General features: G+C 68.6%; 36 protein-coding genes. 8 read left to right on the plus strand and 28 right to left on the minus strand.

Annotation, left to right across the window (positions count from 1 at the left end):
• Nucleotide 1 precedes the first annotated feature (1 nt).
• The 21 genes from J7I98_RS23530 to J7I98_RS23630 form a co-directional block, all read right to left on the minus strand.
• Complete coding sequence (locus J7I98_RS23530; protein WP_214924850.1) at nt 2-436, minus strand: hypothetical protein; 435 nt, start codon at nt 434-436, stop codon at nt 2-4.
• Nucleotides 436-1,182, minus strand: coding sequence for a hypothetical protein (locus tag J7I98_RS23535; RefSeq protein WP_214924853.1), 747 nt, complete (start codon nt 1,180-1,182; stop codon nt 436-438). The genes J7I98_RS23530 and J7I98_RS23535 overlap by 1 nt, the downstream gene beginning before the upstream one ends.
• Complete coding sequence (locus tag J7I98_RS23540) at nt 1,183-1,641, minus strand: hypothetical protein (RefSeq protein WP_214924856.1); 459 nt, start codon at nt 1,639-1,641, stop codon at nt 1,183-1,185.
• Between the two features lie 3 nt (nt 1,642-1,644).
• The gene (locus tag J7I98_RS23545) at nt 1,645-2,031 is read right to left on the minus strand and encodes a hypothetical protein (protein ID WP_214924858.1); all 387 of its coding nucleotides are present in this window, start codon (nt 2,029-2,031) and stop codon (nt 1,645-1,647) included.
• Between the two features lies 1 nt (nt 2,032).
• A complete protein-coding gene (locus J7I98_RS23550; protein ID WP_214924867.1) occupies nt 2,033-3,100 on the minus strand; it encodes a hypothetical protein in 1,068 nt (355 codons plus the stop codon).
• Between the two features lie 38 nt (nt 3,101-3,138).
• Nucleotides 3,139-3,369, minus strand: a complete 231-nt coding sequence (locus J7I98_RS23555; RefSeq protein WP_214924869.1) for a hypothetical protein — start codon at nt 3,367-3,369, stop codon at nt 3,139-3,141.
• Nucleotides 3,370-3,388: 19 nt separating this feature from the next.
• Nucleotides 3,389-3,799, minus strand: coding sequence for a hypothetical protein (locus tag J7I98_RS23560; RefSeq protein WP_214924871.1), 411 nt, complete (start codon nt 3,797-3,799; stop codon nt 3,389-3,391).
• A complete protein-coding gene (locus J7I98_RS23565) occupies nt 3,796-4,032 on the minus strand; it encodes a hypothetical protein (protein WP_214924873.1) in 237 nt (78 codons plus the stop codon). The genes J7I98_RS23560 and J7I98_RS23565 overlap by 4 nt, the downstream gene beginning before the upstream one ends.
• Before the next feature lies 1 nt (nt 4,033).
• Nucleotides 4,034-4,639, minus strand: coding sequence for a hypothetical protein (locus tag J7I98_RS23570; RefSeq protein WP_214924877.1), 606 nt, complete (start codon nt 4,637-4,639; stop codon nt 4,034-4,036).
• A gap of 1 nt (nt 4,640) precedes the next feature.
• A complete protein-coding gene (locus J7I98_RS23575) occupies nt 4,641-5,099 on the minus strand; it encodes a hypothetical protein (protein WP_214924879.1) in 459 nt (152 codons plus the stop codon).
• A gap of 13 nt (nt 5,100-5,112) precedes the next feature.
• Complete coding sequence (locus tag J7I98_RS23580) at nt 5,113-5,625, minus strand: hypothetical protein (RefSeq protein WP_214924881.1); 513 nt, start codon at nt 5,623-5,625, stop codon at nt 5,113-5,115.
• 96 nt (nt 5,626-5,721) lie between these two features.
• Nucleotides 5,722-7,092 carry a phage major capsid protein gene (locus tag J7I98_RS23585; RefSeq protein WP_214924895.1) on the minus strand — a complete coding sequence of 457 codons (1,371 nt, stop codon included), beginning with the start codon at nt 7,090-7,092 and terminating at the stop codon, nt 5,722-5,724.
• 10 nt (nt 7,093-7,102) lie between these two features.
• Nucleotides 7,103-8,146, minus strand: coding sequence for a head maturation protease, ClpP-related (locus J7I98_RS23590; RefSeq protein WP_214924903.1), 1,044 nt, complete (start codon nt 8,144-8,146; stop codon nt 7,103-7,105).
• A complete protein-coding gene (locus J7I98_RS23595; RefSeq protein WP_214924906.1) occupies nt 8,143-9,621 on the minus strand; it encodes a phage portal protein in 1,479 nt (492 codons plus the stop codon). The genes J7I98_RS23590 and J7I98_RS23595 overlap by 4 nt, the downstream gene beginning before the upstream one ends.
• 270 nt (nt 9,622-9,891) lie before the next feature.
• Nucleotides 9,892-11,148 (minus strand): phage terminase large subunit, encoded by a 1,257-nt coding sequence (locus tag J7I98_RS23600; protein ID WP_251021039.1) that lies wholly within the window; start codon nt 11,146-11,148, stop codon nt 9,892-9,894.
• A 67-nt stretch (nt 11,149-11,215) separates the two neighbouring features.
• Nucleotides 11,216-11,872, minus strand: a complete 657-nt coding sequence (locus J7I98_RS23605) for an endonuclease VII domain-containing protein (protein WP_214924911.1) — start codon at nt 11,870-11,872, stop codon at nt 11,216-11,218.
• 125 nt (nt 11,873-11,997) lie between these two features.
• Nucleotides 11,998-12,165 (minus strand): hypothetical protein, encoded by a 168-nt coding sequence (locus J7I98_RS23610; RefSeq protein WP_214924913.1) that lies wholly within the window; start codon nt 12,163-12,165, stop codon nt 11,998-12,000.
• The gene (locus J7I98_RS23615) at nt 12,162-12,695 is read right to left on the minus strand and encodes a hypothetical protein (protein ID WP_214924915.1); all 534 of its coding nucleotides are present in this window, start codon (nt 12,693-12,695) and stop codon (nt 12,162-12,164) included. Before J7I98_RS23615 ends, J7I98_RS23610 begins: the two co-directional genes overlap by 4 nt.
• Nucleotides 12,696-12,777: 82 nt before the next feature.
• On the minus strand, nt 12,778-13,671 hold the full coding sequence (locus tag J7I98_RS23620) for a hypothetical protein (protein ID WP_214924917.1): 894 nt from the start codon (nt 13,669-13,671) through the stop codon (nt 12,778-12,780).
• A gap of 92 nt (nt 13,672-13,763) precedes the next feature.
• Nucleotides 13,764-14,246, minus strand: a complete 483-nt coding sequence (locus J7I98_RS23625) for a hypothetical protein (RefSeq protein ID WP_214924920.1) — start codon at nt 14,244-14,246, stop codon at nt 13,764-13,766.
• A 25-nt stretch (nt 14,247-14,271) separates the two neighbouring features.
• Nucleotides 14,272-14,628 carry a DUF6011 domain-containing protein gene (locus J7I98_RS23630; RefSeq protein WP_214924924.1) on the minus strand — a complete coding sequence of 119 codons (357 nt, stop codon included), beginning with the start codon at nt 14,626-14,628 and terminating at the stop codon, nt 14,272-14,274.
• 126 nt (nt 14,629-14,754) lie between these two features.
• On the opposite strand from J7I98_RS23630, the gene J7I98_RS23635 reads away from it, so the two are divergent.
• The 7 genes from J7I98_RS23635 (at nt 14,755) to J7I98_RS23665 (ending at nt 16,701) form a co-directional block, all read left to right on the plus strand.
• Nucleotides 14,755-14,973, plus strand: a complete 219-nt coding sequence (locus J7I98_RS23635; RefSeq protein WP_214924927.1) for a hypothetical protein — start codon at nt 14,755-14,757, stop codon at nt 14,971-14,973.
• Nucleotides 14,970-15,203, plus strand: a complete 234-nt coding sequence (locus J7I98_RS23640; RefSeq protein WP_214924930.1) for a hypothetical protein — start codon at nt 14,970-14,972, stop codon at nt 15,201-15,203. The genes J7I98_RS23635 and J7I98_RS23640 overlap by 4 nt, the downstream gene beginning before the upstream one ends.
• Nucleotides 15,200-15,409 carry a hypothetical protein gene (locus J7I98_RS23645; RefSeq protein ID WP_214924932.1) on the plus strand — a complete coding sequence of 70 codons (210 nt, stop codon included), beginning with the start codon at nt 15,200-15,202 and terminating at the stop codon, nt 15,407-15,409. Before J7I98_RS23640 ends, J7I98_RS23645 begins: the two co-directional genes overlap by 4 nt.
• Nucleotides 15,406-15,690, plus strand: coding sequence for a hypothetical protein (locus J7I98_RS23650; protein WP_214924935.1), 285 nt, complete (start codon nt 15,406-15,408; stop codon nt 15,688-15,690). The genes J7I98_RS23645 and J7I98_RS23650 overlap by 4 nt, the downstream gene beginning before the upstream one ends.
• Nucleotides 15,687-15,950, plus strand: a complete 264-nt coding sequence (locus tag J7I98_RS23655) for a hypothetical protein (protein ID WP_214924937.1) — start codon at nt 15,687-15,689, stop codon at nt 15,948-15,950. The genes J7I98_RS23650 and J7I98_RS23655 overlap by 4 nt, the downstream gene beginning before the upstream one ends.
• Nucleotides 15,947-16,363, plus strand: coding sequence for a hypothetical protein (locus J7I98_RS23660; RefSeq protein WP_214924938.1), 417 nt, complete (start codon nt 15,947-15,949; stop codon nt 16,361-16,363). Before J7I98_RS23655 ends, J7I98_RS23660 begins: the two co-directional genes overlap by 4 nt.
• 113 nt (nt 16,364-16,476) lie before the next feature.
• Nucleotides 16,477-16,701: a hypothetical protein gene (locus J7I98_RS23665; RefSeq protein ID WP_214924944.1), complete on the plus strand. Its 225-nt coding sequence runs from the start codon at nt 16,477-16,479 to the stop codon at nt 16,699-16,701.
• A gap of 88 nt (nt 16,702-16,789) precedes the next feature.
• Here the strand turns inward: J7I98_RS23665 and J7I98_RS23670 are convergent, their stop codons facing one another.
• From J7I98_RS23670 to J7I98_RS23695, 7 genes are all read right to left on the minus strand, one after another.
• On the minus strand, nt 16,790-16,927 hold the full coding sequence (locus tag J7I98_RS23670) for a hypothetical protein (RefSeq protein WP_214924947.1): 138 nt from the start codon (nt 16,925-16,927) through the stop codon (nt 16,790-16,792).
• An 81-nt stretch (nt 16,928-17,008) separates the two neighbouring features.
• Nucleotides 17,009-17,638 carry a hypothetical protein gene (locus J7I98_RS23675; protein WP_214924956.1) on the minus strand — a complete coding sequence of 210 codons (630 nt, stop codon included), beginning with the start codon at nt 17,636-17,638 and terminating at the stop codon, nt 17,009-17,011.
• Nucleotides 17,635-18,132, minus strand: a complete 498-nt coding sequence (locus J7I98_RS23680) for a hypothetical protein (protein WP_214924959.1) — start codon at nt 18,130-18,132, stop codon at nt 17,635-17,637. The genes J7I98_RS23675 and J7I98_RS23680 overlap by 4 nt, the downstream gene beginning before the upstream one ends.
• A 19-nt stretch (nt 18,133-18,151) precedes the next feature.
• Nucleotides 18,152-18,316, minus strand: coding sequence for a hypothetical protein (locus tag J7I98_RS23685; RefSeq protein ID WP_214924962.1), 165 nt, complete (start codon nt 18,314-18,316; stop codon nt 18,152-18,154).
• Nucleotides 18,316-19,335 (minus strand): protein transporter Sec31, encoded by a 1,020-nt coding sequence (locus tag J7I98_RS23690; protein ID WP_214924972.1) that lies wholly within the window; start codon nt 19,333-19,335, stop codon nt 18,316-18,318. Before J7I98_RS23690 ends, J7I98_RS23685 begins: the two co-directional genes overlap by 1 nt.
• 73 nt (nt 19,336-19,408) lie before the next feature.
• Nucleotides 19,409-19,543 (minus strand): hypothetical protein, encoded by a 135-nt coding sequence (locus tag J7I98_RS42300; protein WP_285438067.1) that lies wholly within the window; start codon nt 19,541-19,543, stop codon nt 19,409-19,411.
• Entirely contained in the window at nt 19,543-19,851 is a 309-nt protein-coding gene (locus tag J7I98_RS23695; RefSeq protein ID WP_214924975.1) for a hypothetical protein, read from the minus strand. The genes J7I98_RS42300 and J7I98_RS23695 overlap by 1 nt, the downstream gene beginning before the upstream one ends.
• 149 nt (nt 19,852-20,000) lie before the next feature.
• On the opposite strand from J7I98_RS23695, the gene J7I98_RS23700 reads away from it, so the two are divergent.
• Complete coding sequence (locus J7I98_RS23700; RefSeq protein ID WP_251021040.1) at nt 20,001-20,258, plus strand: hypothetical protein; 258 nt, start codon at nt 20,001-20,003, stop codon at nt 20,256-20,258.
• The last annotated feature ends 32 nt before the right edge of the window (nt 20,259-20,290 follow it).

Here is a 20,290-nt window from a genome sequence, read left to right on the forward strand (position 1 = left end):
CTCAGCCCCTCTCGCGTGCGTCTGCGAGCCCCTGCTGGTGCGTCGCGAAGTCCTCGACCCAGTGCTCCGGCTTCTGGTGCATCCGGGCTTTCGTGCCGCGCGGATTGCCCCGGTGGTCACCGTCACGGACGATGAAAAGTTCCGGCTTGTCGATCCGGGTCCGGTGCTCACTGGCCTTGAAGCACGGCTGGCCGGCCTCGAACTGCAGCCACGTCTCGCCCTCCGCGACAGGGAGTTCGATGTAGCGCCGGCCGCTGGTCTTCGCGGCGTGGACCATCTCCGGGGGCAGGCCCTCGATGCGGACGCGCCAGCCGTTCAGGTAGTGGGGGCAGTCGACTTCGGCGCAGGTCGCGGGCCGGTGGTGTGTCGCGACGGGGGCGACGATCGCGTACGTCTTGTACGCGGATGCGGGCATCTGAGGCTCGGGGCGGGCCATCAGAACGTCACCGCCGTGTCGTTGCGGCAGATGATGACCGCGAAGGTGCACTCGGAGAAGGTGCCGGTCGTGACGACCTTCAGGTACCGCTCGACGGTCAGGCCGGCGGCGGTTGCGATGCGCTGTGAGGTGACGCCGGTTGCCGCGGTGAATGCCCCGCCGACGACGTCGACGTACGCGTCGGCGCCGTTGTCGCTGCTCTCCTGGAGTTTCACGGTGCACGAGGTGCCGGTGAAGCTGAAAACATGCAGGTACGCCTGGAGCCCGAACGCGGAGGACGCACCGCCGTCTACTGCGGTGACTGCTGCAGCGGCGGTTGCTGCGGTGTCGGTGCGCTTCCCCGCGGTGCCTTGGACGCCCCATTCCAGGCCGTAGGCGTTGGACTCCACGTTGACGGCGAAGGTGAGGCTGCCGTCGTCGCCTCGGCTGGGGTCGTAGTTGATCTGCTTTGCCACGCAGGCGGCGGCTGGGTTCGCCAGCGTCGTGCCCTGGTGGTAAGAGGTGATGACGTCGGCTGTCGGCAGTGCGGAGAGCCGCTCGTGTGCCCGGCCGGTGGCGGTGTTGAACCACGTGGACCAGGACATGCCGCCGGTTCTCAGGCCGCCGATGCGTTCGAAGGCCGACTTGTCGATGCCGGTCACGACGAGCGCGGCGGGGCCGCCGGATGTGTTGATGCTGCCGAGGTCGCCGCTGATGTCGTATCCGGCGATGTAGAAGTTATCGCCCAATCCGCCTGATTTGGCCACCTATGCCACCTCTTCCCAAAGATCATTGACGATGACGGGCAGGCTGATCGTCATCACTCGGTACGGTGCGCCGTCCTGCGACAGGTATCCGGCGCGAACGTCGAACGGGGCGCCATGGGCGCCGAAGATGTCGACCTTGCGGACGAGGCCACCGAGGGTGAAATCGCCGCAGTAGGCGATGCACAGCGCGTCGACGGCCTTGACCATGTCGGGGTCGATGGCGTCGAGCGGCAGGGACTGCCCGGTCTTGTACAGCCGGACGTTCAGCACGAGCAGGACCGACACCGAGCTGAGGCCGGACGAGCGGACGGGCGTGACGCGGTCGACCCACACGGCAGCCGTGAGACCGCCTGTGATCGGCGGGTTCAGCGGCTCGTGGCCGTTGACCTGCTCGAAGTACCCGGACGCAGAGGCGTGGGACGTCGCCGCGTCGAGGATGCTGTCGATATCGAGAGCCATCGGTCACCCCCTCATCTCGGGGAGATGGCGCTGCACGGCGCGGTCGGCGATCGCCGGGCCGCGCAGCTGCGCGAGCTGCTTCGTCTGCCGCCAGTGCGAGTAACCAGGGAAGCCGGGGCGTGGACGGTTCCTGGTGCCGACGCCCTCCAGCCACGGGCCGTAGACGACGCCCTGGTCGTGGACGAGGGACGTGTCGGCCGCGACCCGCTCAGTCGTGACACGGGACTCGTAATAGCCGGTGGGCTCACGGAAGTTCGCGCCCATCAGGGCCAGCGCGTGCTCCTCGGCAAACTCGGCGATGTCCTCGCGCGCGGCGTCCGCAGCGTCCTGCATGGCGCGCGCCGCCCGGCCGTCGAACAGCGGCCCCGTCATCGTGATCTCGATGCTCACCTCACACCGCCCTCGTCCGGGCCTTGCGGCCGTGCGCGGTGTACACCTGCTGGCGCAGGCTCGGCAGCGCGGTCGCGTCCAGGGCCTTCTCGCTGGTGCCGCCGTCGCCGGTCTTCCGCGTGCGTGCGTAGCCGGTGTGTTCGTTCGTCAGCCGGGCGATGGCCTCGGCGATCGTCAGGTCTCGGACCAGGCCGGGCGGGTCCCACCGGTATGCGGTGGCGCCGCTGGAGTGCGTGGCCGCCGTGGTTCCGAGCGCGCCCCGGGTGACGGTGAGAGTGCGCGGGGCGTAGATGTCGACGCCGGCCGAATGGGCGGCGAGCACGCTGCCGTCCCATCCGCGCTTGACGGTGAGGTTGTTGCCTGCGATGTCGACGATGAGCATGCGCTCGGAGTCGATGAGGATGGTCTCGTCGACCGTGTACGCGGTGCCGTCCGTTACGGCCACGGTGACGGAGTTGTTCTGCGCGGTGAGTCCGGCGCCGCCGAGGTTCTGTCCGGTGTCGGCCATGGTGCGGCCGGTGACGAGCATCCGTTCCGTGTCGATCCGCAGGACGGAGCCGATGCCGATGAGCGCGGATGCTGCCCCGGTGACGGAGATCGTGGTCGCGGTCGTCGAGCCGACGGCGGCCGTGAGAGCGCCGACGGTCGTCTCGTCGTTGCGGTAGCCGAACAGCCCGCTGATCACAGTGGCCTGCTGGTGCGTGTCACCAGAGGAGAACGCAGCGGCGCTGTCGAGGTCGATCTCGACGTGCGTGAACGGCGGCTCGTTGCGCTGGTCGGAGCGGCGCAGGAAGTAGTCGTCCGCGGTGATGGTGACGCCGCCGCTGGTGAGGGAGGTGACGGAGATGAGGGTGTTGGAGTCGAGCCACAGGCGCCACGGCCGCGCGTACTGGCTGCCCGGGTAGTCGAAGCGTCGGGTGTCAGTCTCGGGGGCGAACGTCCGGTGGCACAGGTCGTCGATGCTGCGGCTGGCGGACTCCAGGGCGCGGCTGATCTGCCCGTTGTTCCGTGCGGTTTCCTTGCTGTCGAGGGCGTGCTTCACGTCCTCGCGGGTCGCGTAGACGACCATCTCTCTCACCTCCTCTCAGGTGTTGTTGGGCTGTGTGGTCAGATGCGGGGCGGCCAAGTCCAGCGGTAGAGACCGCCGGTTTCCTCGTCGAGGCTGTCGACGTAGGTCGCCGAGGTCTGCCACTCGGTGACGTGGCCGTCGGGCAGCACGTGCACGTTGACGGTGGTGTCGTCCCAGACGCGGGTAATGACAGCGGGCGCGACGCCAGCGCCGTTGTTCATGGCCGGGTCCATCGAGACGAGGACAATGCGGCCCACGCTCGGCTTCATGTGTTCCTCCAGTTGTTGGTCAGGGTCGGCCGTGGATGGAGAAGCTGACCCCGGTGAAGGTGGGGGTGTCGGTGCCGCCGACGGTCCACCGGATCCGGCCCAAATTGGTCATCTGATAGCCGTTGTTGATCACGCCGTACGTGGTGCCAGCCGCCGACACCACCACCCCGCCGATCGACGTCGCGGGCGAGGTCTGCACCCACGAGCTGTACGCGTCCAGCACATCGAAGAAGATCGCGAGCGTGGGGTTCGTGCCCGTCGGCGCATTCGCGATCGTCACCACCAGCAGGCCGTTGCTGACACGCGAGATGTCGATCGCCCCGGTGCGGCCCGTGGTGTCGTTCGTGGTGTTCGCGGTGACGTGGTTGGTTGAGCTGTTCAGGGTCAGGCCGGTGGCCCTGAACAGCTCGCCGTTCCGGTAGGCGCTCACCCGGATTCCTCACCGTCCGGCTCGAACGTGAGCGTGTACGCCTGCTGCGGCTCGAACAGGTCCGCAGCCGCACCGTTGAGCGTCATGTTCAGCTGCAGGTGCGGCGTCGCCACCGCCCACTCCTTGTTTCGGCCGTCGGAGTAGTCCGGCAGGAACGACACGAGTGCCTGGCGGCTGTCGCCCTCACCGGTCTCCACCTTCTGGCTGCAGACGACCTTCGCGGTCACGGCCACGTCAGTTCCCCTTCGCGCTGTCAGAGCCGGAGATCGTCTCCGACGTATCGTTCTCCTGGCCGCCATCCGTCGAACGGGCAGTAGAGCTCCCCGTCCGGCCCTTCCCGGAGCGGTTCCCCGTCTTGCGGGCAGGCGACGGGCTGTTGGGCTTGCTCGTCTCGGGCGATGTCGGCTGCTTCTCGGCAGATGTCTCGGAGCTGCTCCCAGCTGATGGCTGCTCACTCCCCTCGGGCGCCGAATCCGCCGGCACAGCGGCCGTCTCCGACTCGGCTTCGTCCTCGTAGCGGTTCGACGGCCCACCGTGGGCGGTGATCTTCGGCATGCTGTCCTCCTCGTTGACGTCCGGCACCGGGACTTGAGGCATCGCGAGGCCACACCCGGCGCATACGAGGCTCGGCATCTCCAGCACGCCAGGGGCGGCCGTGCGCAGGTGCACCCGCCGCCGCTTCCCGTAGTGCATGCAGTCGGCCGTCGCGCACTCGACGGTCAGCGACGGCAGCACAGCGCCCCCACGGCCCTCCGTACGTTCGGTGCTGCCGCACTGCGGGCATCGCGGGGCGCCCACCGCATAGGTGGTGGTGCAGCCTGCGCACGTCTCCACAGCCATGTCAGGCCGCCGCCACAGACGCGCCGTTGTCGAGCGGGATGTACGTGAGGACCCATGTGATCCCGCCGTCCGCGCCGGTCGCGTTGACCTGCTCGATCGTGCCCGTGTTGACCACGATCGGGCGCTGGACGTTCGGCGCGGAGCCGGGCCCGTGGACGATTGAATCGGTCTTGACGCCGGTGAAGCTGAGGATGTTCCCGGCCGGGGTGTCGGTCGTGCCGAGGTCGGTGGCCGCCACCAGGTCCGACGTGGTGCCCGTCGTCGGGTTGGCCTGGAGCTTCGACGTGCCGGCCGTGGTGATGGCCGTGGTGACCTCGCCCGTGATGGACGTGATCAGCACCTTGCCGCCAGTGACGTTGAACAGCGTCTTCGTCTCGACGGCGAGCGTTGCGTACGCCTTCTCCACGCGGGTGCCGTACAGGATGGTCCGGAGCTGGTCCCCGGAGATGAGTGTCGACATGTCAGATCTCCGTTCAGCTCAGCGGGGCGACGAGGTTGGCCGGAGTCCGCTGCACCGCGAGATCGCGCAGCAGGTACAGGCTGGAGATGAGCTGCGCGCCAGCTGCTCCCGTGTCGGCGATGTCGAGGCTGATGTAGTCGTAGCCGTCGGACAGTGACCGGGCGTCGACCTCGATGACGACGATCATCTGCGTCTCGGCCGAGGTCGAGTTCAGCGTCACCTCGGACGCGGCGGTCTGCGTGACCCGTGTCCACGTCTCGTCGCCGTCGAGAGTTGCTTCCTGCTTGATGTAGTAGTGATCGATGATGTCCAGGTCAGCGCTGGTGCCGCCCGATGATGCGGTGTGCTGCTGCAGGTCCAGCACCGGGTCATCGTTCGCTGTCCCTGCCGCCTTGAAGACGACGATCGTCACGCCGCCCGCATTGCGCAGGGACACGCGGTGGCCAGTCATCGCCGCGGTCTGCGAGTCGACGGGCACGATGCCCGACGAGATGTCGAACAGTCGGCCGAGGCCTTCCTGTGCCATGAGGTATCTCCTGTCTCGTGGTGCCCTGCCGGGGCGACACTGCCGGCCCGGGTGAGAGCTGGCGCCGGGGATTGATTGCCGACGCCAGCCGGTTGGTTACGCGCGCTCGGCGATCTCGACGAACGGGCTGAGGGTGGGGCCGCCGTTGGCCGGGGTGATGGCCGACTGGAGCCAGGGGCGGCCGTCGACGCGCTGGATGATTCTGTAAGCGGTCTGGTCGTTGCCGAACTTGTACTCGGTGCTGCTGTCGGCGGTCATCTGCTGCCGGTCGCCGATGAGGTAGTACGAGAGGTCGACGAACGCGAGGTCGGAGCGGTCGCCGAGGCGTCCGGCCTTCTCCGACACGACGAGCGGACGGCCGAAGATGGTCATCGGCGCCGGGCCCGCGACGTTGGTGAGCATGACCGGGCCGCCGCCGGTGCCGACGGACAGGGCCATCGTGTAGAGCTCCGGGATGGCCTCGGGGGAGCACACCCAGATGCCGCGAGCGAGCGACGACGGGAGCATGCGGGAGTACATCTTGATGACGTTCTCGACGACGATCGTGTCCGCGGCCTGGCCGGACTCCTTCGTGACGGCGACACCCGCGGAGTTCGCGGCGCCGAGGAAGCCCTCCGGTTCGCCTGCTCCGGTGCCGGACATGAACGCCAAGTCCTCGAAGAACGCCAGGGCCTGCGGCCACAGCGTCTCGATGAGCGCCGAGAACGAGATGAGGGAGTCCTGGAGGAGCTCGTTGGGGACGAGCGCGAAACCGGTGAGCTTCTTCGCGTCGAGGACAGCCCGGCCGAACTTCGGGTTGGACTCGACGAGCGCTGCGCCCTCTTCGCCCCAGTAGCCGATCATGCCGCCGAACACGGACCCGACGTTGGTCGTCGAGTCGATCATCGGGAACGGGACGCGGGCCGTCTCCATCGGAACGACCGTCGCGCGCGAGCGGACGACAGACGACTCCAGGGCGATCTGGAGCAGCTGGGAGCGCAGCGTCTCGGGGACGAGGAAACCGCCGTCCGCTGGGATGACGGAGCTGTACGCGTTGCGGAGCTCGTCCATCTTCGCGCGGGCCGCGGGGTCTGTGTTCCGGTGCCAGGCGTGACGGAAGAAGTCGGCCGCGTTCTCGAACTTGCCGTCCAGGGCGGCGCCGACGGCCTTCGGGTTGTACGCCGTGGCCTGCCTGTGTGTCGTCAGCATGTTGCCCGGCCGGGTCTGCGGGTCCAGATTCAGGCGCTTGATCGCGTCGCCGCTGGCCGTCACGTCGTGGTCGCGCAGCATGTTCGCGAGGCCGCGCTGGACGCCCTCGTCGATCTGCCGCTGCATGTCGGTGCCTTCGCCCTGCTGCTTCTGGGCGTACTCGTCGATGAAGTCCGCGAGGGCCTTCGGGGTTTCCATGATCTGCTTGGCGCGCGTCGGGTCGGCGAGCATTTCCGCCAGCTCGTCCGAGTTGCGCGGCGTGGTCAGGGTGGGTGCCACTGGTGCCTCCTTAGGCTGCTTCCGTCGCCGCGCTGGACGACGCCGTGGTTCCGGTCAGGTGGGATGTGAGCTCGGCCCACGGGTCGGGGGCGGGCTGCATGAGCTGGGCGACGGCCGCCGCCCACGGGTCCAGGAGCGGCTCGGCCGCAGGGTCCTCGTCGACGGGGGCGGGCGGGGCAGGCTCGGCTGGTACGGCGGCCACCACCTGCTCCACGGGCTCGGGCTCAACGGGGGCAGGCTCGACGACAACCTGCGCGCGCAGCGCCGCGGCGACTTCCTCGCCGACCAGCGCGCGAATGTCCTCCGTGAGGCCGGTCGCCTGCTGGGGGCCGGTGTAGCCGTACGCGGTCAGGTCGAACGCGCGGTGCATGTCTGGCTCCGGCGAGCTCTCCTCGGGAGAGGCGGGCGGGGTACCGGTCTTGGGCACCTGGATGGCCTCATCGGCGAGTCCGGCGTCGACGGCGTCCTCGGGGAGGTACCACGTCTCGGCGCGCATGCGTTCGCGCCACTGTTCGCGGGTGCCGCCCGCCCTACTGGCGTAGGCGTCAGCGATGTTGTCGCTGATGAGGTCGAGGAGCTCTTCCATCTCGGCCATGTCCGCGGCGTTGCCCATGCAGAGGCCGGACGCTTCGTGAACCATCATCATCGTGTTGGGGGCCATCTCGATCCGGTCCCCGGCCATGGCGATGACGGAGGCGATCGAGGCGGCGATGCCGTCGACCTGGATCGTGATGTTCGCCGGGTGGGAGCGGAGCGCGTTGGCGATGGCGATGCCCTCGAACACCGACCCGCCGGGGCTGTTGATCCGGACGCGGAGGTTCGGCGCCGTGACGCCGCGCAAATCGGCGATGAACTGATCAGCAGTCGCGCCGTACCAGCCGCCGATGTCCTCGTACAGCAGCACCTCGGCCTCGTCGGAGGACTGGTTGGTGATCCGGTACCAGGGCTGGGGCTCGATACCGTGCTGGGCTCGGAGCTTGTCGGCCTGCTCGCGCTGCTTGGCGAGGAAGCTGTTCAGGTTGGCGGGCAGCGTGAGGCCCGGCATGCGGCTCATTCGTCGTCTCCCGTCTTGCGCCGCTTGACGACCTTGCAGCGGCATTCGTTGCCGTACTCGGCGCCGACGCACTTCACGTAGCCGGAGCCGCCGGGGTAGTCCCGGTAGGCCGCGGCCCGGTTGCGGTAGGTCTTGCCGTCGTTGTCGGCGCAGGGCTTGCAGGTGTTGTCGTCGATCTCGGCGACGGCTTCCCACCGCATCGCAGCCTCGATGCCGTCTCCGGTCAGGCCAGCCACCGCAGCCGCCCACCCGTCCGCCGGGCCTGCTGACTGCGCAGGAGCCGGCCGCCCCGTGTGCGGGATGTCGGGCAGCCCCACCGCGGACAGCGTCCCGGCGGCGTCGAAACCCTGGCTCACCAGGACGGCGGCGGCGTTCGCGCGGGCGGTCAGCTCAGCGGAATCGGCTTCGCGGTCGTCGGGGACGGGGTTTTCGTAGTCGAATTCGAGGCCCTCGCCGGTGGGCCCGTACAGCGGGAGCAGTTGGTGGTTGAGCGCGTCCTTGATTGCTTCGAGGTCTGGGACGCACAGCCAGCGGGCGAACATGACCTCACCGGCGTCGGCGTTCGCGCGGTTTACGTCGTCGACGGCGCCCAGCATCGGCTTGGGGAAACCAAAAGCTTCGCGAATCACTTCGCGGCTGACGTTGCGGAGCTCGACGAACTGCATGTCGCGCTGGGTGAACTTGCGGTCTTTCCACGTGCCGTGTTCGAGGATCGCGACCCTGTGGGCGTTGGCGATGCCCTTGTGCTGCTCGTTCCACCTGTCGCGCAACTCGTTGTACTCGTCGTCGCCCAGGTGGTTGGGGACCTCGATGATTCCGCCGGGCTCCGCGCTGTTGAGGAAGAAGTTGCGGTTCCACTCGGCCGAGTACCGGACGGCGTCGAGGTCGGTGAGCAGCGCCTGGACCGGGCCTATACCCCGGTACGGGTCGGTGGGGTGCGGGGTCCGAATGAAGATCACGTCTTCTTTGCGGAGCGCGATCTGCTGCCCGTCCGGCCCGGTGTACATGTACCCGGACAGGAAGTGGTCCGGGTCGGGGACGGGCTCCATACGGTCCGGGCGAACCGGCCACATCTCCAGGGGTATGTCGAATCGCTCGTCGCGGGCGATGACCCACCACTGCTCGCCCGTCAGCTGCTTGTGCTGCGCCCCGGCCTCCACGAACACGGACTGCGTGTAGAACTCGTTGGGCTTGTTCCACAGGTCCAGCGCCGCGTGCGCGGTGACCTCGACACGGTCCTCCGTCTTGCCGCTCTTCGCCTTGCGGTACAGGTGCCAGCCAACGCCAGCCTCAGCTTTGGCGGTTCGGTTGACGATGGCGAACAGCGTGCTCACAGAGCCCATGGAGTTCAGCTGGGCGGTGGCGCCGCGCTGGGAGCCGAAGAGGCTGCGGCCGTAGCTGCGGGTGCGGGATGTGAAGGGGACTGGGGTGGCCGTGGCGCGGTTGCGGAGTGCGCCGAGGAGGGTTCTGGCCACCGGCCCCTCCCCTCCGCCTGCTAGTCGCCGTAGATGCGCCAGTTGAGGACGATCGCGGCGATTCCGGCGGTGATCCATCCGGCGGGCGCGTAGATCATGTTGGCACCTATTGACAAGAGAATAGCGCCTACCGAGTCCAGCGCCACCGGCATAGCCCTATTCAATTGCCGTGTGACGCTGGGCATACGCGGTTTCCGTGCCATCGAGGCCGCCTCATCGTGATCGGATTCGGTTTGTAAGGTACCTACAATCCGAGGCTCGCGAGCCTCGTTACAGCCAGCGGACCCGCGTCCGGCCCTTCAGGTCCCGGGCCGCGGCCATGTACCGCAGCGCGTCCATGCCGTGATCGTTCTCCTTCGCGGGGGCTTCCTTCAGCCCGCCCGCCGCGCCGGGCTTGACCGCCCACACGTAGCCGGTGATCTCCTCGGCGGTGCACGTCGGCAGAGACGCAGCCTCCAGCGCCTGGTCGCGTTCGACGAGGGCACCGCGCACGATGAACAGGCGCGGCTTGCCGTCCGGCTGGACCTTGAGACGGGACTGCACCGCCTGGATCCCATCGGACACGGTCTTGGTCGCGGCCGTCGTTGACAGGCCGAGATGCCGCTCCAGCGTGGCCCGGTCCTCCGCATCATGGTCCGCGAAGATCGCGCGCGGCCGGGGCCCCCGGGGTTCCCCCGACGGGTAGTTGAGCAACTGTTCCTTGATCTGCCTCGCGTGATCCTCGACCAGGCGGCGCGTGAAATACAGCTCGTTGACCAAGTACAGGCGGCCGTCGGGATCTTCCCTCCAGTCTTGGAAGCAGAAAGGTGCCGTGTACCCGAAGTCGACTGCGGCCCACCTGGTCCACGTGTTGGGGATCTTGAAGGGATCGATCAGGTGGACCGACTCATCCCACGCTTCATAGATCTGACCCTCGGCAGCAGCCCATGCTCCATCGCGGTAGCGCAGACGACGGACTCCTGTGAGCGCGTCGAGCTTGTCGAGGTAGTCCTGGCCGCGTTCAGTGAGGGAGCCATCGGAGTTGACGTACGCCGGGTTGTCGCGGTGGCGGGAGATGATCCTTTGCATCGTGCCGCGGTCGGCGCGCTGCTTCAGCCAGTGGGTCGGATGGGCCGGGTTGGCGGCGCAGACGACCTGCTTGTACGTCGGCGCTGTGCCGCGGAGTCGGGTGATCAGGGTCTCCAGTGCGAGCTCGCTGACCTCTGTGGCCTCGTCGATCGCGATCCGGTCGAACTCGGAGCTGAGGAACTTCTCTGGCCGGTCAAGCCCGCCAACGAGGATCTCTGAACCGTTCGCGTAGCGGTACGCGGCTGGCTGTCGGCTGCTGCCGCCGTACCAGTTGACGATGCCCGCAGCCATGGCGTCCTGCGCCACGGTCCGTTCGAAGGTGACGAGCGTGGTGCCGGTGAGGGACGCGTGCGTCTGACGGACCAGGAGGGCGCGAAGGCCAGGCACAGCGAGGGCCGCTAGGTGGATCTTGAACAGCATCGCCAGCGACTTTCCCGTACCCGCCGGCCCATCGATCAAAATCTCCGTCGAGCGAGAGACTAGGAGGTCCCTGGCCCCTCCTCGCGGCTCGTAACGAACGACCATCTCAGACACTGACGTACCGCCTGACATAGGCCGCCGCCGCTTCGAGGCGTTCGGGGTTGTCTCGCATCAGGCCGATGGACCGGTTGCACGGATCGCACAGGAGCGCCCGGACGCATCGCCCGCAGGACTTGCCGCCGGGGCAGCACGAATGGTCGTGGTCGACGTAGAGGTTCCTGCCGCTCGCATTGGTGCCCCCGCAGATCGCGCACCCGCCGTCCTGCTTGGTCAGCATCGCCTCGTACTCGCCGATGGTGATGCCGTAGGCGGCCCTGAGCTTCTCGTCCCGCCAGCAGCGCAGACAGAAGGAGTGGAGCCCGCCCTTGATGCGGGGGTTGGCCATGTAGCCGTCCTCGGGCTTCCATTCGCGGCAGCGGCTGCACTGCTTGCGTCCGTGTTCGTCCCGGGCGGTCGTGTCGATGTGCGGCCTGAGCGGGCGCAGCTCGTGGCCCTTGAACTTTTGGAGGTAGTGGGCGGTGCAAAGACCGTCGCTTCGTCGCTGCCGACCACAGTCGTCGAAGGTGCACACCCGGTGGGCCCGAGCAGGGGCTGTGCTTCCTGCTACACCGCAGCGCTTCCATTCCCGGTAGTGGTAGTCGCAATAGCCCCACGCCGTGTGGGAGCGTACGCATTCGGGCAGGTCACAGCTACGCTGGCCCATGAGGGCACCTCTCAGATAGGTGGTCTCCGCGCCCCGGGACGGCTGCAACCGTCGCCGGGGTTTTGATGCTCTGATTCTACCGTTTCCGCAGCTCAACCGCCGTGCACACTGCAGGAGTTGGGCGGTCATGCGCGGCCCTGCCGGTGGACGCGGTTCTCGCGCGCGAGGAAGTCCCGCAACCACGGCGCGCCGCAGCGGGCTTCCCGGCGCAGGGCCTCGGCGACGGCCTCGCGGTTGGCGGGGTCGCGAAGCCAGCCAGCGATGTCCTCGGGGGTCGGCCGCGCGGTGGTCATGTGAGGTCCGCGGGGTCGATGCCGACGACCTCGTAGCGGACACCGCCGGACAGGCTGATCTTCTTCTCGGCGTCGAGGCCGTGGAGCTTGCGGTACGACTCGCGGATGGCGCGGAGTTCGCGGATCGCGGCGAGCTTCGGCCCGTCGTCGAGGAGCGGCTGCCCGTCCTCGCCGGTGACGATCCGGCCATGGGACACGGTGACGTGATCGCGCTCAAGGACTTCGAGCGCAGCGACGTACAGGTCGTCGAGCTGGGCTGCCTCGGAGGCGACGAGCTCGGCGCCGGCCTGTTGGACGACGCCCTTGCGGCACTTGTCGATTGCGCGCCAGGCGTCGGCTTTGTGGGTGTAGCCGACGGCGTCCGCGATCTGCTGGAGCGTCATGCGGGGGTTGTCGGCCTTGAGGCGGGCGGCCTGGGCGGCGCGTTCGTCGTGGGCGAGGGTGGTGATGAAGCGCCCTCGGGCGTCTTTGACTCGCCCGGGCGGTGGTGTGGGTCCGTCCGGTACGGGTGGCTCGTTACCGGTGTTCATGGTCTGATGGTAGCGGCGCTACGCGCGTGGGGGCCCGCTCCTGGTTGGTGGCCAGGGGGCGGGCCCTCAGTCGTGCGCGGGGTCAGTCGTCGTCTTGGGTACCGACCCACTCAACTCCGGACACCAGCCCGTGGGTCTTGGCGCTGAGCACGCCGGTCGGCGCCCAGCCGTCGGCGATGAACTTCGCGGCGACCTCCTGCGGAACCCAGTGGTCGCCGCGCGCCGGGTCGGACATCCACGCCGCGAGGTCGTCTGCCGTCGCGTACACGGGGCTGATCGGGGAGCCTTCGCTCACGGTCTCCCAGAGCTGCCAGCCGTCGCCCGTGGGCGGGTCGGTCGGCTCCCACGCTTCGGCCTCGGCACGCTGCCCTTCGTGCTTCTCGATACCGCTGTGCCCCTGGCAGGTCGGGCAGGTGTCGTCGATGCCTTCGCGCTCGCAGCGGGCACGGATCACCACGCTCGCGTTGATCCCGTCATGGCCGAAGCCGCCGATGGACCACCCGTTGACCTGTTCGGCGGTCGGCGTGACGGGCGGCTCCTTTTTCTGCCAGCCGTCCTCGCGACTCCAGGTGTGGGTGAAGTCGTGCAACCGCCCGGCGGCGACGAGTGCGTCGACGTCGTCCTGCGAGAGGTGGTGGGACCACTGCCCATTGAACAGGTTCGCCAGCCGCTGCGCCTCGCGCACGATGGCCGCTTCCCCGGTCCCGTAGTAGTCGGGCGCGTTACCGACGTTGCGCTCGGCGAACGCTCGGACGGCCGGGCTGTCGTTCCGCCACGGCGTCGATCCGGTGCTGGCCGGGTCGAACGGCAGCTTCCCGTACCAGAGGTCGTACAGGTTCTGAGCCTGCGGCGAGTAGCCGCTCTTGCAGTCGGGGCACTTCTCCTCGTCGAACCGATCGGGCATCAGGAAGCCCTCCCAGACCTTGTTGAGCGGCCAGTCGAAGTCGAGGGGTACGCGGCGGATTTGGCGGCCCATGTGGGTTCTCCCGGGATGTGGTGGCGGTTTCAGCGTATGTCGGTCACGCCGCGAGGAGGAGCCGCACGGCGAGCTGGTGCGGTGCTGCTCCGCTAGTTCGCGGCCCCAGTTGAGCCGCTCCTGTGGTGGCGGGCGCGCATCCGGCCCCTGGTCTGCTCGATGGTGGGCGCCGTCCACGCGTGCCAGCCGACGCCGTCGGTGTGCTGCCGGGCGTGCGGGCGTTCAGCGAGACGGCAGTACCGGCAAGCGTCGGGGTCGGCAGGCTGGTTCCTGTCCGGCTGCGCTTCGCAGAGGGGGCAGGGGCAGACGCCCCCGGGGGCGGTGGCGTGGCCGTAGCCGTTGACGTCGTAGGTGCCGGGCTCGTACCAGAAGGGTGAGGTCTCGCGCGGGTTGTGGCCGGGGCCGCCGTTGGTGTCGAGCTTGTCGATGATGCGGCGCAGCGTGTCGAAGGCGCAGGCCTCGGAGACGGGGTCGCCGTGGTTGATGACGTGGCCGTTGACGTGCGTCTTGACGCAGCCTGGTGTGCGGGACTTGGTGACCTTGAGTTCGCGGCCTCGGTAGGTGGTGCGGATCATGTGTGGCTCCGATCTGGGAGGAGGGTCAGGCGGCGAGGCTGAGGATGTGGGCGGCGATGCGGTGCTTGCAGGGGTGGAGGCCCTTGATTCCGGCTGGGCAAGAGCAGGCAGTGCGGTGGGCCTTGTAGGTGCGCGATCCGTCGGAGGAGGGGGCGAGGTAGATGCCGCTGCGGAGGGGGATGAGGGCGCCCTGTTCGATGAGCTCTTCTGCCTTGGCGATCTGGTGGGGCTTGTACTGGGCGACGATGGCGGCCTTGGCGGCGGCCTTGACCTTGCGGGTGCAGGTCGGGCCATAGCCGGTGGCGGTGCTCTTGGCGCTGGTCAAGCGACGCCCGCAGCGGAGGCAGTTGGTGTGGTGGTGGGTGGTGGCTGCGGCGTTCATGTGGTCCCCCTCGTTCGCGGTGTCTATTTTCTAGACACTTAGAGAATGGCAGAGGCAGGCGCTGCTGTCTAGTGCATAGACGTAACTCGTCTAGGAATCAGACGCCAACCGTGAGACGATGCCGCTATGACCGACTGGGAGAAACAACTCGGCCGCCGCGCCACAGCCGTCGAACGCGCCAAGGAAGCACTCGACGCAGACATCGCAGCCGCCCGCCTCGACGGCGCGTCGTTCCGGGACATCGGCAGGTGGGCGAGCGTGAATCACGAGCGGGCGCGCAGCATCGCCATCCGCATCAACGGAGACTCCCGGACCCGCACCGAGCGCGAGGAGCAGACCGTATGAGCGAGACCTGGACCGACCGCAGGCCCATCCTCGGATCCGAGGTGCAGATCGGCGACATCGTTTCCATCCCCGGACGCCCAGACGTGACCGTCCGCGAAATCGAGACCAGCTTCGACGGCTGGGTCAAGGTGAACCCGGGCACTCAGGAGCAGCGGCTGGGGCTTGCCACGCAGTACGTCAAGGTCATCAGGCCGGAGCACCCGGCGAGTACCGAGGAGAAGAACGCATGAGTGAGCAGCCCGACGAGACGCCCGGCGCCCTCGCCCGGATCATGAACATGGAGGGCTGCGGCCAGGTCAAGCGCATCCTGAACCAGGCCATCTACGGCAACGCTGACGGGCCCGACCGCGAACGGACACCGGTGAGCGACGAGTTGGCGCGCGCCGTCGATGAAGTACTTGACGGGCCGGAGAACAGCGAGGAGAAGAACACATGATCAAGCCCGTGTACCGCGTCCAATGCGACGGACCCGGCAAAGAGTGGCTGTCACTCCCCGACGGCTACGTCCCAGGCACTGACCTCATGGCAGGCGTGCTCATCGCGGCCGCCACTGCAGAGCGGGCCGGAAACTGGCCCGGCGAGCGGGAAGCGCAGCGCGCAGCAGTCGGCGCGGGGTGGCGGCCGGCAGTCGGCTCGGACTTCAGGACTTGGCTCTGCCCGGCCTGCCCGGCCTGCCAGGGCGCGGGCCCAACGACTAGCGAGGAGAAGACCGCATGAGCGAGAGCGTCGACCCCTACGAGTTGCGCGCCCGACTCCACCGAATCATGGCCGGGCGGCTCCGGGTCGCTGCTGCCCAGCACGACATGGCCGCGTCTGCGGTGATGGCCACCAAGTCCTTGAAGGGTTTCACCGACGCGTGGAATGCCAGCGTGGCGCGCGAGGTCGCGGAGCACCCGGACTTGGCGGAGTTGAACGTGCAGATGCACGGCTTCTACGGCGTGGGCCCGGTGCGCCCGGACGAGGAGCCCACCCCATGACCGAACGCCGCGAAGAGACCTGCCCCGACTGCCAGGCCACCGAAGCCAACAAGGACGCCCGCATCACCAGCATCGGCAAGGACCTCACCACAGGGGCCATGCACGCCACCGTCACCTGGCACACCAAGGACTGCCCCACGCACACGGTCAACCAGATCCTCATGGAAGACGGCGCGCGCCGCGCGAAGGAGCGGGACGAGTGGATGAAGACGGCGTTCCCCGCCGCACATGAACGGTTGAAGGCAGCGGCCGCAGCGCTCCCGGATGAAGCCGCCGCAGCCCCGTTCGTGGCCGCGCTCACCGAGCTCGTCGCGGAGCAGGCTGACGACCTGGGCCGGTTCGTGCCGCCGGAGCGATGGGCTGAGATCCTGGACAGGCACTTCCCGCCGCAGAGCGAGGAACCAACCGCATGATCGAGCCGGACTACGTCGTCATCCGCCCCTGACGGGTGGATCCGACCAAACCCATCACCCCCCTTGCCCCCGGTGCCCTACCCTCACCGCACCAGCAACAAGGGGGGTCCTCTATGTCCAGCGGCCAGGCCAGCTACAGAACGCTCTTCGGCCTCATCGCCATCGTCGTCATCCTGATCGCGTGGACGGGTGCGGCCGGCGAGTGGGACAACAGGGAGTGTTCGCTCGGGCAGGGGTACGTGTTCGTCATCGCGCATGGCGGCGGCCCGGATGAGCATGAGGGGTGTGAGGACGAGCCGGGTGGGGCGGTGTACACGGACGAGTACGGGTCCTGGTAACGCGAAAGCCCCACCGGGACGGGGGTGTCCGGTGGGGCTTCGTTGTGCCGGGCGTTACCCGGCGCGAGCTTCCAGTGTGGCAGTTGCCCTACTTCTTCGTGGGCTCCTTCGGTGCTTCCACCGGGCGGGTGTAGCCGCCGGTGCTGCTCGCGTACTGCCGGGAGTGCTGCGGCTCGGCCTCGGCTCGCTTCGGGTCTCTGGTCGGCATGTCGTTGCTGAGTGCCATGATTCGGGTTCCTGTCTCGCGTATTCGGGATGGGCCGGGGCGGCCGGTCAGCTGCCAGGCGGGCGGCCGCCCCGGGGGTCTTCAGCGGGTGCGTAGCGTGTGGCGGCGGTGCGCCTCGGACGGGTCGTGCACGACGGTCCCCGCCTGGCCAATGGCCTCTACACGGAACCCCTTCTCAGGGCCGCTCTCGTCGGCGTTGTTGGCGTTGGCGTTGGCGCCTGAGCTGCACAAACAACCGCCACCACACGCGCCGCCCACAGGCGAGGAGGTGAGGGGCGGGATGTCGTCCTGGTGGACCCCAGGCCCGTTCCCCTGCGCGGTGCGGACACCCGCGCGGACTTGGACGCCGGCCTTGTCGAGGAGCGCCCGGACGGTCTTGGTGTCCGGCAGCCCAGCCGCCGCCTGAAGGTGAGTCAGCAGGACGTGGCCGCCGCCGACGCCGAGGGCACGGAGGTGCGCGACGACATCGACCAGCTGCTCCTTGTCCTGCTCCTTGGCTCCCTTGCCGCGCGCCTCACGCCAGGTGCGGCACCGCTGCCACCCGAGGGTGCTGGCGATACCGACTACGACGTAGGCCATCTCAGGCAGCGCGGCGACGACTCCCCACATGGCGAGCAGCAGCACACCCGTGAGCAGCACCCGGGCGGTGCGCTCGCTCATCCCCTGCGGCTCGTCGGTGTCCGGCTGCTCATCGGTGTCGGTGTCGCTCACCCGAACACCCCGGTGAAGGCGGTCCCCGCCAGATTGGCGCCGCTGCCGAGCGGGATCGCGGCGACACCGGCGACGTTCCCGGACAGGGCGGTCAGGATGCCCGCGAGGCAGCCGAGCAGGATCTTGCTCTTGGACTGCTTGGGGCCCCACTTCAGCAGGCCGAGGAGCACGAGGGTAAGTAGGAAGACGATCGCGTAGCCGCCGTCGGTCAACACGAGCTGCTGCGCGCGGGTGACATCCGGAGCCGTCCCGCCGATGCCCCACACGAGGGCCGCGTAACCGGCGACGTTGCCCGCCCATAGGGCGAGCCAGGTGACGCCCCCGAGGGCAGACACGGAGCCGAGGGCGGCGAGGGCGGCGAGCATTCCGTACAGCACGGACAGGGCGAAGGGCACGAGCGCGCCGAGGCGCTTCTTCTCTCGCATGATCCAGCGCATGAGGAACAGGACGATGATGCCGACGCCGAGGGTGACGCCGCCGAGGTTGATGGCCATGTACGGCACGGGAGGGGTCCTATCGGAAGAGGGCGGCGACGTAGACGGCGGCTGTGGTGATGAGGGCGACGGTCCGCACCGCGGGGAGCAGGTACCGGCTGGGTTGGTACGTGGGGGCGCAGGCGATCAGGGCGAGTGCGGCGAGGAGCGCGAGCATGGCGAACGTGATCAGGCCGAGGATCATCAGGCCGTCCTCCGTGCCATCTCGCGGCTTCGGATGCGCCTGACGTTGTCCGGGTCAACGTCCGGTCCGTGGATCTTTTGGACGTAGGACAGGACAGCGGCCTTGTCCTCGAAGCCGGAGGACAAGGCTGTCCGGATCGTGTCCGTGACGGTTTGCCCGGGCGGGGAGATCGGGCGGAGCGTGGTGTCTGACCTGCTGTCCGTCGTGTCCGGACCGGTGTCCTTCGCGCTGTCCACGAGTGTCCGGACGGTGCGCTCGTCGTAGTCGATGCCGAGGTCGTCGAGCCGGTCGAGGACGTCGTCGGCGGACGCGTCCGGGGTGGTGGACAGGACAGCGCGGACAGCGGACCGGACAGTGCCGGCCGCGCGTCCCGGCGCGGGGGCGCGGTCGGCAGGCTCCTCGGCGGCCGCAGGCTGGGGCAAGGCCGCGGCGTGCTGCTCCGTCCGGTCGAGCTGCCGCTGGCGGGCGGCGAGGGCGATGCGCGCGGTCATCTGCTCCTCGCGCTTGAGGAACCATTTCTGCGTGAGCGGCGACATGGGGCGCGCCTGGTGCTCGAGCGTCACGGTCCACATGCCCTTGGCCACGGCGGAGATCACGGCGCCTGCCACGCCGACGGCGAGGGAGTCTTCGACGCTGCCGTGCGCGCAGACGGCACCCATCTCGATGAGGAGGGCGATGTTCCCAGCGGTGCACGGGAGTCGGGCGCGGGCGGGGTCGTAGCGGGCGTGCCATTCGAGGGCCATGCAGGAGATCCAGGCGAGGCCGAATGCGACGGCGCCGAGGTAGGCGATGGGTGCGACAACGGCGCGGGCGAGGAAGTCGCCGATGCTGGCGGTGGACCAGACGACGCTGATCGCGACCATCGCGCCGGCGATGCCGAGGACGCTGGTGATGACGATGTGGTCCCAGTCGCGGGGCGGGACGGGGACGATCACGTCGTACTCGTCGTCGACCAGCTCGGGGATGCCGTCGATGGTGTGGAGAACCTGCCTCGTGCGGGTCTCTACGCGGGTCTTCACGGTGCGCTCCAGGGCGAAGGGTGGCCGGGCCCCGCGGGCGTGGGTGGCAGGAGCCCGGCCGGTCAGGTGGTGGTCAGCGGGTGCCGGTGCCGTGGCAGGACTGGCAGGAGCGCCCCGTCTGGCGGGCGACACCGTCACCGGACGTGTCCTCGGTACGGCCGCCGCTGCCGTGACAGTCGCTGCAGGGGCGCGGTTCGTCGGTGGCCATCACAGCCCCCTCGCGGCCTGGCGGAGACGTGGCGCGTACTCCATGCCGGTCTCGCCGGGGCGGGGTGCGGGCGTGATCGCGGCGGCTCGCTGGGATGCCTCGTCGGCGACGATGTCCGGCAGGCCAGCGAGGACGATCGCGGCCGCGTTGACGCACGCTTCGTCGAGGACGTGCAGGTTGACGACGAGGAACGGTGCGCCGTTCTCCAGCTGGACGGCGGTCTGCTCGGCGAGCTGTGCAGCCCAGGTGGGCTCGTTGAGGATGCGCGCGAGTAATGCGTCCAGCGGGTGGTGATCGGTACGCTCCATGGCGGACCTGCCTTTTCGTCGCTGATGCGGGTGGGTCCACCCCCGGTCCGGCGCTCCAACGCCACATGGACCGGGGGTTTTCCCGTTACCGAGTACGACGCTAACGACCTCCTTGCCATATGGCAAGTAGGTCAGAGAGAATGGTGGCCATGGCCGACGACGAAGGAGGGCCGGACATGATCAGCTTCCGGGAACTGGCCCGACGCCTGGTGAGCGAGGGCGTCGTCGAGCGGATGACGCACCAACGCATCTCGCAGATCCGCAAAGAGGACCCAGCAGGCTTCCCGCCCGTCGTGCAGATCGGCCGCTCGATGGCCGTGGACTACCGCAGGGCGCGCCCCTACTTTGTGGGCAGGAAGCTGCGGCCGGGGGAGCGTACGGACCTGAAGGACCGGCCGGCCGAGTAGCCCGTACGCGTGCGTGAGCCCCCGACCTCGAC

The sequence above is a fragment of the Streptomyces sp. ISL-98 genome (genome assembly GCF_018614055.1).
In the GTDB taxonomy this organism is placed as follows: Bacteria; Actinomycetota; Actinomycetes; order Streptomycetales; family Streptomycetaceae; genus Streptomyces; species Streptomyces spiramyceticus.